At 67.8% G+C, this 13,750-nt stretch carries 10 protein-coding genes and 1 riboswitch; of the genes, 6 read left to right on the top strand and 4 right to left on the bottom strand.

Going from position 1 to position 13,750, the window contains the following annotated elements:
• Positions 1-24: 24 nt before the first annotated feature.
• Positions 25-2,277: a PQQ-binding-like beta-propeller repeat protein gene (locus tag MJ777_RS07750; RefSeq protein WP_239374567.1), complete on the top strand. Its 2,253-nt coding sequence runs from the start codon at positions 25-27 to the stop codon at positions 2,275-2,277.
• Positions 2,278-2,475: 198 nt separating this feature from the next.
• Here MJ777_RS07750 and MJ777_RS07745 read toward each other — a convergent pair whose 3' ends face one another.
• Together MJ777_RS07745 and MJ777_RS07740 are read right to left on the bottom strand one after the other, a co-directional pair.
• Entirely contained in the window at positions 2,476-2,910 is a 435-nt protein-coding gene (locus tag MJ777_RS07745; protein ID WP_239374564.1) for a hypothetical protein, read from the bottom strand.
• A 41-nt stretch (positions 2,911-2,951) separates the two neighbouring features.
• The gene (locus MJ777_RS07740) at positions 2,952-4,415 is read right to left on the bottom strand and encodes a DUF4331 domain-containing protein (protein WP_239311217.1); all 1,464 of its coding nucleotides are present in this window, start codon (positions 4,413-4,415) and stop codon (positions 2,952-2,954) included.
• Positions 4,416-4,606: 191 nt separating this feature from the next.
• Here MJ777_RS07740 and MJ777_RS07735 point away from each other — a divergent pair, with 191 nt between their 5' ends.
• The 3 genes from MJ777_RS07735 to MJ777_RS07725 all read left to right on the top strand — a co-directional run bounded on the left by MJ777_RS07735 (position 4,607) and on the right by MJ777_RS07725 (position 8,196).
• The gene (locus tag MJ777_RS07735) at positions 4,607-5,932 is read left to right on the top strand and encodes a lipopolysaccharide assembly protein LapB (RefSeq protein ID WP_239311218.1); all 1,326 of its coding nucleotides are present in this window, start codon (positions 4,607-4,609) and stop codon (positions 5,930-5,932) included.
• Positions 5,932-7,515, top strand: coding sequence for a nickel/cobalt transporter (locus tag MJ777_RS07730; RefSeq protein WP_239374561.1), 1,584 nt, complete (start codon positions 5,932-5,934; stop codon positions 7,513-7,515). Before MJ777_RS07735 ends, MJ777_RS07730 begins: the two co-directional genes overlap by 1 nt.
• A gap of 264 nt (positions 7,516-7,779) precedes the next feature.
• Positions 7,780-8,196 (top strand): nuclear transport factor 2 family protein, encoded by a 417-nt coding sequence (locus tag MJ777_RS07725; RefSeq protein ID WP_239374558.1) that lies wholly within the window; start codon positions 7,780-7,782, stop codon positions 8,194-8,196.
• On the opposite strand, the gene MJ777_RS07720 is transcribed toward MJ777_RS07725, so the two are convergent.
• Positions 8,176-8,778 carry an NTP transferase domain-containing protein gene (locus tag MJ777_RS07720; RefSeq protein ID WP_239311221.1) on the bottom strand — a complete coding sequence of 201 codons (603 nt, stop codon included), beginning with the start codon at positions 8,776-8,778 and terminating at the stop codon, positions 8,176-8,178. The genes MJ777_RS07725 and MJ777_RS07720 overlap by 21 nt on opposite strands.
• A gap of 208 nt (positions 8,779-8,986) precedes the next feature.
• Here MJ777_RS07720 and MJ777_RS07715 point away from each other — a divergent pair, with 208 nt between their 5' ends.
• Positions 8,987-10,618: a DivIVA domain-containing protein gene (locus tag MJ777_RS07715; RefSeq protein ID WP_239374555.1), complete on the top strand. Its 1,632-nt coding sequence runs from the start codon at positions 8,987-8,989 to the stop codon at positions 10,616-10,618.
• 71 nt (positions 10,619-10,689) lie between these two features.
• Here the strand turns inward: MJ777_RS07715 and MJ777_RS07710 are convergent, their stop codons facing one another.
• Positions 10,690-11,364 (bottom strand): O-methyltransferase, encoded by a 675-nt coding sequence (locus MJ777_RS07710; protein WP_239345424.1) that lies wholly within the window; start codon positions 11,362-11,364, stop codon positions 10,690-10,692.
• A gap of 591 nt (positions 11,365-11,955) precedes the next feature.
• Positions 11,956-12,123: riboswitch (M-box (ykoK) riboswitch) on the top strand.
• A gap of 403 nt (positions 12,124-12,526) precedes the next feature.
• Between MJ777_RS07710 and corA the strand changes: the two genes are divergently transcribed.
• Positions 12,527-13,558: a magnesium/cobalt transporter CorA gene (gene corA, locus MJ777_RS07705; protein ID WP_239311224.1), complete on the top strand. Its 1,032-nt coding sequence runs from the start codon at positions 12,527-12,529 to the stop codon at positions 13,556-13,558.
• Positions 13,559-13,750: the final 192 nt, after the last annotated feature.

Genomic DNA, 13,750 nt, shown 5'->3' with positions numbered 1-13,750 from the left:
CGGCAGGGACCGATGGATGCCGGCGTGAGCGAAGCGAAGGATTTTTCCGGGGACCTCTACGAACCGCTGCTGCCCGAGGACCCACGGTCGATCGGTCCGTATCGGATCATGGGCCGGCTGGGCTCCGGCGGGATGGGCCGGGTGTATCTCGGCCAGTCCCGGTCGGGTCTGCTTGTCGCCGTCAAGACGGTACGGGCCGACGTGGTGGATGCGCCGGGATTCCGGCTGCGGTTCGCACGTGAAGCCACGGCGGCCAGGCAGGTCAGCGGTGTGTTCACAGCAGCCGTGGTGGACGCCGATGCCGACGCGGTGATGCCGTGGCTGGCCACGGCATACGTGCCCGCGCCATCTCTGCAGCTGCTGGTGCGCCGGCTCGGTCCGTTGCCGGTCCGCGCGGTGTCCTGGCTCGCGGCCGGGATCGCCGAGGCGCTGGATGCCATCCACCGCGTGGGGCTCATCCATCGGGACCTGAAACCGTCGAATGTGCTGGTGACCAAGGAGAATCCCAAGGTCATCGACTTTGGGCTGGTCAGGACGGCGGACAGTAGCGCGCAGCTTACCCACACCGTGATCGGAACACCCCAGTACATGTCCCCGGAACAGGCGCTGGACACCTCGTCGGTGACGCCGGCCACCGACGTGTACTCACTGGGCGCCACCCTGTTGTACGCGGCGACGGGTCGCCTGCCCTACCGGGGCGAGACGCCTGTGAACGTGCTGGCCCAACTGCTCTGTGATCCTCCGGACCTCACCGGGGTGCCAGCGGAGCTCGTCGAGCTGATCCGCCGTTGCACCCAGCGTGATCCGGCGCTGCGGCCCACCCCGAACCAGCTGCTGGAGGAGATCGCTGGGACCTGGCTGCGGACGTCGGGCGGATTCGACGCCAAATACTGGTTACCACGGGTCGGGTACCAGCTGCTGGATGCCTACGAGCGGCGGCGCCGCAGCACCGGCTCACCTGACGCGATGTCCGGTCCGGCGCTCCAGTCCAGGCCAGCCCGCGACTCCCACGAGGTGACCTCCACCCCGTCTCCGCCGCTGTCGCCGCTGATCGCGCCGACCCCGCCCCTCCCACCGGGGGAATTTCTCCCCCCGGCCCACGGCGGCGGAGCCGTTCCCGCGGGTTCCTCAGGTCCCGCTATTCCCGCGGGTCCCGCGGGTTCGACCGGCCGGGCCGAATCCGCGCGGGTGCACCGGCGGACCTTGCTGCGGGCGACGGGCGCCGCGGCGGTCACCGGTGCGATCGGCGCGGCGGTCTGGGGATCGGCTCGGTTGCTCGGCGGCACGGACGGCGGTGGCGCATCCCGGCCATGGGCCTTCACCTGCGGGGCTGAGGTGTACTCCTCCCCAGCGGTTGTCGACGGAGTTGTCTACATCGGCAGCAACGACTCCCACCTGTACGCCATCGATGCCGTGACCGGACAGCTACGGTGGCGCTACCAGACGGGTGGCTCGGTAACGTCGTCCCCGGTGGTCGCCGCCGGGGTGGTGTACGTCGGGTGCAACGACTTCCACCTGCACGCGGTGAACGCTGAGACCGGCCAGGTGGTGTGGAGGTTCCAGGCGGGTGCCGTGATGCATTCGTCGCCGACGGTGGCTGATGGTGTGGTCTACATCGGCTGCCGGGACCACAACCTCTATGCGGTCGAGGCGGCCACGGGCACTGAGCGCTGGCGTTTCACCGGCGGTGACTGGTTCAATTCTTCCCCCACCGTATACAGCGGTGGGGTTTACGTCGGCTGTCGGGACAAGAACATCTATGCGCTAGACGCCGCCAGCGGACGCCGACGCTGGAGCTTCACCACCGGCAGCACCGTTGACTCCTCGCCCGCGGTGTCGGACGAAACACTGTGGATAGGCGCTGACGACCACAACGTCTACGCCCTGAGCACCGCGACCGGAACATTGAACTGGCAGTTCACGGCGGATAACGGGGTGGTCTCCACGCCGCTTCTGGCCGACCGGGTGGTGTACGTGGGAAGCGATGACGGCCATCTTTACGCGCTGGACGCCAGCACAGGTCGGGACCGTTGGCGGTTTCCCACCGATAATGGCATCCGTTCGTCACCGGCCGTGGCGAACGGTCTGGTCTACGTGGGTAGTCGCGACCGCTGCGTCTACGCGGTGGAGACCGTCACAGGGAAACTGCGGTGGCGGTACGTGACTCAGGGGCCGGTCGACGACTCGTCGCCAGCGGTCGCGAATGGCCTGGTTTACGTCGGCAGCCTGGACACCCGCGTCTATGCGTTGAACGCGGTGACCGGTGCTGGGCCGTAAGAGCGTGTTTCGAATTCTGGGTTCGGCCGGACGGAAGATTCAGAACAGGCGCCGGAAGCGCCCGAGGGCAGGGCGGCTGGCTGTGGTCACCCTGCCCGGCGCCGCCGGAGATCGCCGGTCCATCGTGAACCCCGACCCCCGGCGGTGCCCGCCAGCGAAGACAGCGAAGACAGCGAAGACACGTGAGGACGAGGAAGATCAGCGGCCGGAAGTACAGCGGTTGACCAGCGCTTCGGTCGTCGTCGTCACCTCGGTCAGTAACTTCGGCTCGTAGGTGCTGGTGTCGACGCGCAGCCGGAGGAATCCGATCGCGGTCGTGATCCGTTCGAGATCAGGGGCGAACTCGCCCGCGGTCGGGATCTGGTCGTAGAGCTTCTCCTGTGGGGCGATCAGGTCGGTCGCGACCAGTTTGATGCCGTCCGGCTTGTCGTTGCCCTTACGCGCGATGCGGAGGGTGTCGACCAGCCCGGCTGCCGCATCCCGGCAGGTGCCGGCCTGGAAGGTCTCGATCGCCGGCAGCGGTTTGGCGGCTGCGGTCGCGTCGCCACCGCAGCCGGCCGCAAGCCCGGTCACGGCCAACAGGCCCGCCGCCGTTACTGCCATCCGGATCGATGGTGGTGCAGGCATCATCATTGCGGCCCTTCTCCCGCTTTGGTCATTTCCGAGCGTCGGTGTCAGCGTGAGCCGGAGTTCGGCAGCGCCAGGTAGGGGAAAGCGCCCAGGAAGGGTGTGTTGTTGGCGTTCACGGCGTCCCCCAGCCCCTTGACGGCGGCCGGCGCGTTCGGCAGCAGGACGCCTTCAACGGCCTGGATCTCGATGTCGACCACGTCGTCGGCCAGCCGCCGGCCGTTCGGGAAGCCGGCCACGTCGCCGCCGACCACGCCGAGCCGGTTCGGGTTTGCCACCGGCGGAATGGACATGTTGAGCCGGAGCTGCTCGGACGGGGCGATGTCCTTAGCGCTGGCGTCGTTGTTCAGCGTCGGCGAGGTGAGGTCGACGCCGAGGTTGCCCTTGCTGATACCGCTGAGGAACACCGCGACCAGGTCGTTACGCGGGGTTTTCGGCGCTGGGATCTTGTAGATGCCCTGGATGAGCCGGGCCAGTTCGGGGTCGGTGACGTAATTCAGGAACTGGGCGTCCCGCGACGGCGTCGAAGCGTTGAACCTGTCCTTCTGGCCGACCGGGACGACCAGCTCGTTCACCAGCGGCGAGCCGAGCCGTGACACCTGCGACCACTGCCCGAAGCTCATCGCGCGGCCGGAGCTGTTCGTCGGGGAGACCATCGTGGTGCTGCGCCGCTGCGTGGTGCTCCACACTCCGATCACCGGGTTGCGGCCCGCGTCGCCCTTGAGTGCCAGCTGTGCGGCCGGCACCTTGAGCGCGACCGAGTTGACGTTGTAGCCGGCGAGGGTGTCCTTGCCGATCTCGGACAGGTTGCCGCCGTAGAGCAGGTCGAACACGCGCAGGTCCAGGAAGAACGGGTCGTCGGCCTGGCCGGCGAACGTCTTGATCCCGCCGGGCAGAGTTTGGGTCGCCTGGTCGCGCAGGGCGGCGTAGTTCGGCATGGATGCCTTACCGACGTTGGATGGTGCCACCGGCACCTTGTCGGCGAGCACTGTGGAGCTGCCCTTTTTAATCATTTCGAGTCGGTAGCTCTGGGTGAAGTTCAGGTCGGGATCGTCCAGGGAGGTGACGACACCGGTGTTGTACAGGAAGGTGTTCGGGTTCTTGTAGGAGTTGGTGAACGTCCACCGGTAGGTGATGTCCGGCTTGGCGTCCCCGTCGTTGTCGATGTTGATGTCGTACTGGGCGTCGTTGGCGAACGGGTAGAAGTTCGGCCCGCCAGCGGGCTCCTCGAACGGTATCCAGTTAGCGATCAGCGTCACCGAATTCTTGTCGTCCGGGCTGACGAACGCGTAGGTGTCGGTGTTGTCGATGGTTGGGTCGGTGCTGACCAGTGGTGCCTCGCGGTGGCTGGACGCCATCGATGCCGCCGGTGTCAGTGCCACGACCGCGCTACCGACACCGAGCGCCACCGCCGCGATGCCTGCGATCCCCGTGAGGCCGCGCCGTGCGGGTCGGCCCCGCGACCCACCGCGGAGGCGAGGTGCCCCGTCGGCGGGATCTGTCTCAATCATGATTTTCCCCTCGGATGATGCAGGGGCCAGCCTGACTGCCGGCCCGCGACATCTCCTTGTTCGTGCGCCGCGGCCGTTCGGATGGGTGTCGGCGACTGGTCGTGTGTCAGAAAGCCGACAGGTTTTCTCCCATCCGGACGTGTGCCCGCCGCGAACAGCCTTGTGCAGGCCGGCACTGGGAGAGGAACCAGATGAGGAAACGACGAGCCGTCACGGCGATCGTGGTGGTGACGGCGGCCGCGGCCGCTCTGCTGGCGGGAGCGGCGTTGATCCCCACTGGCGTGCTCGGGGGCACCGCCGCGCGTCCGCCCGCGCCCCAGGCCAGCGCGGCCGGGGCTCAGGACGTGCCGACCCGGGCGATCGGCGATCTTCAGCGCCACCTGAGCCTCGTTCCCGGTGACTGGCCGGCCTGGGCGGCGCTGGGCACCGCATACGTTGAGCGGGCCAGAGCCACCGGCGACCCGACCTACTACCCGCGTGCCGAGAGCGCGCTTGCCCGGTCGCTGGCCGTCCACCCGGTCGACAACGACGCCGCGCTCGCCGGGCAGGCGGCGTTGGCCGCGGCTCGCCATGATTTTGTCGAGGCGTTGCGGCTCGCGGACGCGGCAACAACGATCAATCCGTTCGGCGCGACCGCCAGTGGGATACGCGCGGACGCCCTCATCGAGCTGGGCCGCTACCCGCAGGCGTGGGAGGCCGTCCAGCACACGGTCGACCTGCGGCCGGATGTCGCCTCGCTGGCCCGGGTGTCCTACGCGTTCGAGCTGCGGGGCGACACCGCGGATGCCCGGGATGCCATGCTGCGCGTGCTCACCGACGCGACCTCCCCGACGGATGCCGCGTTCGCCCTCTTCCACCTCGGTGAGCTCGCGCGGGACAGCGGTGATCTCGACGGCGCCGACGCTGCCTACCGCCGGGGCCTGGAAAAAGATCCATCCTCGACGACGTTGCTCGCCGGGCGGGCCCGAGTGGCCGCGGCCCGCGGCCAGACCGAGAGCGCGCTGGCTGACTACCAGCGCGTGGTGACCCGGATGCCGGCGCCGGCACTGGTCGTCGAATATGGGGAGCTGCTGGAGTCGGTGGGCCGGACTGAGGAGGCACGGACCCAGTACGCACTGGTCCGGACCACCGCTGAGCTGTTCCGCGAGCAGCGGGTGGACGTCGGCGTCGACCTGGCGCTGTTCGAGGCCGACCATGGTGACCCGGCCGCCGCGTACGCGGTCACCGCGGCCCAGCTCAACACCCGGGCCGGGATTTTCGTCCAGGACGCCGACGCCTGGGCGCTGCACCAGCTCGGGCGGGACTCCGAGGCCCTTGCGCACGCCCGTGCCGCGGTTGCGCTCGGTACGCGGCGCGCTCTGCTGCGCTATCACCTCGGCGTGATCGAAGCAGCGCTCGGGCAGCGGGACGCGGCCATGACCGACCTGCGGGCCGCGCTCGCCACGGACCCGTATTTCTCACCGCTGCATGCGCCCCGCGCCCGAACGCTGCTGACCGCCCTTGCTGGTGACCGGTGATGGCGACGAGGCGGCCGGGCCTGCCCGCCCGCTGGCGATGGCCGGCCGTCGCGATGATCGCGTTGGCGTTCGCCGTCCTGCCGGCGGGAGCGGCGTCCGCTCATCCGCTGGGCAACTTCACCGTGAACACCAGCAGCGTGCTGCGGGTGCAGCCGGACCAGGTACGTGTCGACGTCATTGTGGATATGGCCGAGATCCCGACCGCCCAGAGCCGCCCGGCGATCGATGCCGCTGGTGCCGAGACCTGGCGGGAGCAGGAGTGTAAGCGCATCGCGGGCCAGGCCGAGCTGACCGCGGACGGCCGGGTCCGCCCGCTCGAGCCAACCGCGGCCACCCTGCGTTTCCCGCCGGGGGCGGGCGGTCTGTCGCTGTTGCGGCTGGTGTGCCGGTACACGGCCGAGACCGGCGACACACCCACGTCCGTCCGGTACACGCTGCGGGCTTATACAGACCGGGTGGGCTGGCGCGAGACGGTGGCGCTGGGCGATCGGACCACACTCGTGGCCAGCGACGTTCCCGCGCGGTCGCCGAGCGGGCTGCTCGCGTCGTACCCGGCGGACCCACTGTCCAGCCCATCCGACGTCACCAGCGCCACGTTGCGGGTGCGGCCGGGCGGTCCGGCGGCTGTCGACCCCCTTGACGGCCGGGAGAATACCGCGGTGTCCCCAGGTGGCAGCGGCCCTGGCAGGAGCGGGCTCACCGCGCGTTTCACCGAGCTGGCCGGGCGCCGGGCGCTGTCGTTGGGCATGGGCCTGCTGGCGGTCGCGCTGGCGGTCGGGCTCGGGACCGCGCACGCGTTCGCTCCGGGGCACGGCAAAACGGTGATGGCGGCCCGGATCGCCGGCAACCGGGCATCCCGGCGGGAACTTGCCCTGATGGCGCTGGCGGTGACCGTGACCCACACGTTCGGCGTGCTGCTGCTCGGCATGGCGCTGACTGTGTCGACGGACCTTGCGCCGGAACGGTTGTACCCGTGGCTCGGCGTCGCCAGCGGCATGTTGATGGTGAGCCTCGGCGTCACACTCCTGCGCAGCCGGCTCGCGTTTCGCCGGATCAGCCATAAGCATCATGATCATAATGGTGGGCATGCCCATCCGGCCGGAGCCGATGGCCATGCCCATGGTGACGGTCACGACCATGATCACGACCATGCTCATGGTGACATTCATGATCATGACCATGCTGGCGGTCATCGCCATGACCATACGCACGGTGGCCGCTGGCATTCCCACCCCTCGCCAGTGGGAACGCCGAAACTGCGCGGTCTGCTCGCGATGGGCTTCGCCGGTGGTCTCGTGCCGACTCCGAGCGCGGTCGTCGTGTTGCTGGGCGCTGTCGCGCTCGGTCGTGCCTGGTTCGGTGTGGTGCTGGTGTTCGCCTACGGCGTAGGGATGGCCGTCGCGCTGGTCGGTATCGGCGTTCTGCTGGACCGGGCGCATCGGCCTCTGCTGCGGCGAGCCAGCAGCGCCGCTCCCCGGTTCACCGCGGTGGCCACCAGATGGGCACCGGTGGCCACCGCGGGTGTCATCGTCGTGGCTGGAGCGATCATTGTGCTGCGTGCGGGGGCTCAGTTCGGCGTCTGAGCAGCCGTCCGGGGGCCGCCGCCGTGGGCCTGCCGACCGCTCCGGCCGCTCCGGCCGCCGGTTCGCAACGGGTGGCGTGCCGCCGGCCGGGGCCGACCCACCGCGTGTGATCGCTGCCTGGCCGCCGTGCCAGTTGGCCGGGAGACGGGCGCGGCCGGCGATCGACGTCCAGTACGCCGCGTGCAGCGTGCAGCGTGCAGCGGGCGGTACCGGGCGGGAGTAGCCTCCGGGTGCCATGACCGGCAGTTGGGGCGAGGACGGGCAGTGGGCATCGACACCGCGGACAGACTGGCGCTGCACGAGATCGCGGCGCGCTACGGAGACCTCATCGACGCCCGGGACTGGCCAGGGCTCGCGCACGTCTTCGCCGCGGACGCGGTGTTCGACCTGCGCGATGTCGGCGATGGGCAACTGGAGGGCCTGGACGCCATCCGGCGCTTCATGGCCGGCTCGCAGCATCCGCTCGCCCATCACATCACCAACATCTACGTGACCGAGGACGGCGGTGAGCCGGTACTGCACAGCCGGGTCATCGGCATCCTGCACGATCGGCGGGCCGGGTCCGGGCGGTACACCGACACGGTCGTCCGCACCCCGGCCGGGTGGCGCATCCAGCACCGGGTCTTCCACCTGCACCGCCGGCCGTCGGCCGAGCCCGGGTCACCGGCCGCGGGCGGCTGACAGGCGGGCGAGGTCCGCGGGCGTATCGATGTCGTCGGGGCAGCCGGTATCGTCGCACGCCACCATGACCACCCGGTCGGGGTTGGCGCGCAGCCAGGCACGTGCGCCCATGTCGCCACGGGCATGAGCGCATACCTCGGTCCAGGTTTCGCGTCGTAACAGAACGGGATTGCGTGGCTGCCCGTTATAGGTGGCGACCGCTGCGGCCGCGCCGGCCGCGTGGGCGGTGATCAGCCGGCGCACGGCCTCCGCGCCGATCAGGGGCTGGTCGACGAGCGTGATGACCACCGCGTCGAGGCTGGTGCCCGCAACCGCGCCGAGCCCACGCCGCAGTGACGCGCCCATGCCCTCGGCCCAGTCCGGAGTTGGAAGGACCTGTGCCGTGGGCAGATTCGCCGCCCTGGCCACCTCGGCCGCGTGTGCTCCGAGCACCACGAATATCGGTGTACAGCCGCCCCGTGCGACCAGCCGGACTGACCGCTCGACCAGCGCCTCACCGTCCAGCATGGCCAGGGCCTTGGGGCTGCCGAACCGGCGGCCGGCTCCGGCGGCGAGCACGAGGCCACCCACGCGGCCTGTCATGTTGCCGCCATGCATGGCAGCGTACGCTATCGCGACTGTTATTAATTTGATGAAATTTTATTGATGATGCAGATGATTATATTTCAATAACCTTAGGGTGTCATTTTCTGGATCACATCGCCGAATTCGTCCGCTCACTATATGGTCAGGAACGGTGAAAAGGTCCCTGATTAGTGCGTTTCCGCGCGACGTCACGCGGGAGGTTCCTGTGCCCGGCCAGCCTGGTTCGGCGCCGGTCGCCTTCCTCAGCTATGCCGATGCGGACCATGCGCGTCACGGTGCGTCCCTCGGGGAACTCGCGGCGGCACTCGAGGAGGATATTCGAACCCGAACGGGCCACGCCGCGTTCCGGGTTCTCCACGATCGTCGGGATGATCGCTGGGATGAGTTGTGGAACGAGCGGATCGCCGGCACCGCGGACCCCGCGAGCGCTGCGGCCATCCTCATCGCGGTCATGACTCCCGCTTTTTTCCGGAACGCCCAGTGCCGGCATGAGCTGGAACGTTTCCTTCAGCTCGAACGGCAGCTGGCCCGTCCCGACCTCGTCGTCGCGGTCCGGTGGTCGAAGGACCTCGACCTGATCGCGGGTGGTACGACCGACCTGTTGGCGCGGGCGGTAGCTCATCGGGTGTCCATGCACTGGCCGCTGCCGGACGGCGAGCCACCGGTGGCGGTGTCGGTCGGGCGCTGGGCGGCGGACCTCGCCGGCCGTATCAGCGCGCCATTGGACGCCCTCGTCCGCCCGGCGATTCTTTGGCCGGACGGTATCGCGCGGTACGCGGGTGCCGCACAGCACGATGATGATATTTCGTATGAGGAAATCGTGCGGCATAATGACATCGCGCGGCACGAAGAGGCCGTGCGGAACAACAGCGGGCTCGCGCGGCACGGCGATGTCGTGCAGGTGCCGCGACAGCTTCAGCCGGGGCAGACCATGCCGTTGCCGATCCAGCCACGGCTGCCGCGGGGAGCGGCCGCGTCGGCTCCGACGCCGCCCGCTGATGCGAGGGCCACCGGCGTGGCGGTGACCCCGTTGGTACCGCGGCGGCTGTCGTCACAGCCACAGCCACAGCGGCCGTCACAGCCACCGCTCCGGCTGTCGGGCGGTGAACGCGGTACCGGCCGTTCCGTTCGCTACCGTCCGATCGTGACGTCTCAGGACCTCAGCACGAAGGCGTTCAGCGCGACCCGGCTGCACGACGGTTACACGATGGTCGGTGTTGACGCCTTCCTCGATCGGGCCGCCGCGGAGCTGCACCGCCTGCACGCCCTTGTCCGATCTGTCGAGAGCGGGTACCGGCCGGATCCACGTGAACTCGTCCTGCTCGTAACGCCCGCGGAGATCAGCGCGACGACCTTCAATCCGGCGAAATTTCTCAGTGGCTACCGCGAACAGGAGGTGGATGACTTCCTCGGCGTCGTCGCGCGGGAGTTCGCAAACCTCCAGAAGTTCGTGTCCGTGGTTTCGGACGCTGACCGGCCGGGCGACCGCGGTGTTTCCTATCATCCTGGTATAACCGGTCCGGAGGTGGCGGGTAAGTCATTCACCCGGACGCGGCTGTGCGTTGGTTACAAGGCTGATCAGGTGGATGAGTTCCTCGACCGAGTAGCCCAGGAACTAGCTGACCTGCACGCTCTGGCGAAATCCTCCCCGGGTAGCCGGAAGCGGGATTCTGATTCGTTTCGTTCGCGTCTCACGCCAGCCGACATCAGTGCCGTAAAATTCGATACCACCTGGCTTTCCGGTGGGTATCGGGAATACGAAGTCGACGATTTTCTCGACTTTCTTGAGCGCGAGCTCGCCCGCATCCATGAACATCTGATGTTTGGCTCGGACTGAGTGCCGGCGCGGTAGTGATGGTTGATCGCTCCGCTTATCCTGCATTCTCGATAAGCGGCGTTTGCGGGCGGTCAGAGCTTCCGGGCGATCGTCAGGCCGTCCGAGACCGCCAGCAGCACGGCCTGAACACGATCATCGGTGGTCACCGCCTGGTTGAATGCCCGGATCGCCTGGACGTTCGCCTGCTGGTTCGTCTCATCCAGGACGTTGCCGCCTTGCAGCACGTTGTCGGCGACGATCAGTCCACCCGTGCGCATCCGGGGAACCAGCAGGTCGAAATAGGCCTGGTAGGAGGTTTTGTCCGCATCGACAAAGGCGATGCCGTAGGTGGGCTCGGCGGGCAGCGCGGCGATGGTGGCCGCGGCCGGGCCGAGCCGCAGTTCGATCCGGTCGTCGAGGCCGGAGCGTGTCCAGTACGCACGCGCGAGCGAGGTCCATTCCTCGCTCGCGTCGCAACAGAGCAACTGCCCGTCCGGGGGCAGGCCACGGGCGATACATATCGACGAGTATCCGGTGAACGTGCCGATTTCGATCGCTCTGCGTGTGCCCGTACTGGCCGTCAGAATAGTCAGCAGCGTGCCGAGTTCGGCTCCGATCCGCATGTGGGAGACCTCGCTGAACCGCCGCCGTGTCTCCTCGGCGAGTTCGGTGAGAAGCTCATCCGGCGGTGAGCTGTGGGCTACGATGTAGGGCTGGATACCGTGTGCGAGGATCGGTGAGTCAGTTGCACGATCAAAATTAGACATACAGGTATGCTACTAGCCTGTTCTGGCTCCATCTCGGGCCGCTGATCGACCCACGTGCGAACCTGGCCGTTTGATGGTCGAGAAACGTGGAGCAACCGGCAACAGGGGAAACGGCATCGCGGGGTTGTCACGGGGCTGGGGCACGCGCCTTGTGTCATCGCCCCCTATCCATCATCCCTATCCATCGCCGCGTGACGCATGGGTACCCTGGCTCGTCGGTCGCCACCCGCCACCTTCGGTGACCCCCGCGCCGTCTCGCGATCCAGCCGCCCCAAGCCTGTTTCTTGATTCATGCTCTATTGCCGAGCATTCTTAGCGGCTCCGGCAATAGGGCGTTCGAGCAGTGAGCGGCTCATCCGCGCCCGGTCCGGCAAGGCGGAGGAGGAAGGCGCCCTGGTGTTGGGCGCCGACTGACGACAACGCGGCCGGGCGGGATGCGGGAAGCCACGAGCCGGCCAGTCTTATCCTCGGGCGCTCTAAGTAGCAAGATCGTTACTTTTGGTATGAAAAGCGTTGTCAACGGTATGCCGGGAACGTACGTCACCGGATGGCGGTTTGACAGCTCCCCGCGTTGGGCGGCAGGCTTGCGGTGCGGCACCTCGTTCGGTGAGGCGTCTGCACGGACACAGGCCACTGACCCCGAACGTCGAGAGACGCCCCGGGTCAGGACAGCTCTCCCCGAGCTAAGGGGTGGGCCCAGGTGGCTTCCTGGTTGGGATTACGCCGTGCAGTGCCAAAGCTCTGACGAGGAGGGGTGTTCCGCACGTGGTCCCGTTCTGAACGGGCTCGGTTCGTGCGATCACTGCCTGTGCGTGTGAACTGAACTGTGCCTACGGGCGCCCGGTCGTGAGAGGAGGTGGCGGGATGAGTCCCGGCCATAGTCCGCGTCTGTCCTGGGCTGGCTCGGCGACCCCCGCCGCCTGAGCCCGGCCCCTTCCGATACGAGGATTTCACCGCCGGACGCGAACGCAGCGGACTAGGCAACGCGGGTGGACTGGGCAACGCGGGTGGACTGGGCAACGCGGGTGGACTGGGCAACGCGGGTGGACTGGAGCCTGGGCCCGACTCATGGGTTGCTTCGGTAGGCGCGCTGGATCAACGAGTGCTCCGGCACCATGCTGCCTACGGGCGCGGCCCTCAAGCCCCTCGAGGAGCTGGCGTGATGACCGTGATGGAGAACGCGTTCTACACCGAGGGCCGGCGTTTCGCGCAACCGAACTCGCTCGGTGAGACCTACCAACTGCTGCGTGAGCGCTATGACGAACACAAGCAGGACCTCGCATGGATCGGCCTGGTCCGCCCGGACCAGCGGGAGATCGCCTCGATCGCGAGCGAGTTCGACCTGCATGAGCTCGCGGTCGAGGATGCCGTGCAGGCGCACCAGCGACCGAAGCTGGAGCGGTACGGGAAAACCCTCTTCGTGGTGCTGCGGGCGGCGCGTTACAACGACATGCGGGAGGAGGTCGAGTTCTCTGAGCTGCATGTCTTCATCGGAGACGATTTTGTAATTACTGTGCGTCATGGTGATGCCCCGGATCTACCGAGGGTTCGGCAGCGGATGGAGTCCGATCCAGGGCTGCTCGCCAGAGGACCGGAGGCGGTGCTGTACGCGATTCTCGACCGGGTCGTGGACGACTACGCGCCGGTGGTGGCGGGGCTGGAGAACGACATCGACGAGATCGAGACCGAGGTGTTCCGGGGGGAGCCCGAGGTGAGCCGGCGCATCTACGAGCTGTCTCGGGAGGTCATCGAGTTCCAGCGGGCTACCAAGCCGTTGCTCGGGATGCTGGAGGCGTTGGCGGCCGGGTTCGTCAAGTACGGCGTGGACGCCGAGCTGCAACAGTACCTGCGCGACGTTTCCGATCATGTTGTCCAGGTGGTGGAGCGGATCGAGGGCTTCCGCCAGCTGTTGCAGAACATCCTCACGGTGAACGCGGCCCTGGTCGGGCAGCGGCAGAACGAGGAAATGAAAATTTTGACAGAGGCGAGCCTGGAACAGAACGAGGAAGTCAAAAAGATCTCCGCATGGGCGGCGATCCTGTTCGCTCCGACACTGGTCGGCACTGTGTACGGGATGAACTTCGACGGCATGCCGGAACTGCGCTGGGCGTACGGCTATCCGTTCGCGATGGCGCTCATGCTCGCCGTCTGCGTCACGCTCTTCATGGTCTTCCGGAACCGGCGATGGCTGTGACCACACCGGCACAGCCGATCCTGGCTGTTCCCGGCTGATCCCGGCTGAACCCGTCGTCATGTTTTAGCCGTCATATTTGCGGAGTGTTTCGGAAGTCGTCGTTCGATCAGGGAGCGGCGTCCGGGTGGATGGATCGCGAGGCGGCGGAGGGAGCCAGCGGAGGTGGTGGGCGTCGACCGACGAGCCGGGGCG

It is taken from the genome of Protofrankia sp. Cj5, assembly GCF_917627405.1.
GTDB lineage: Bacteria > Actinomycetota > Actinomycetes > Frankiales > Frankiaceae > Protofrankia.
The sequence above is the reverse complement of the archived record's forward strand: the minus strand, read 5'-3'. Positions and strand labels throughout refer to the sequence as shown.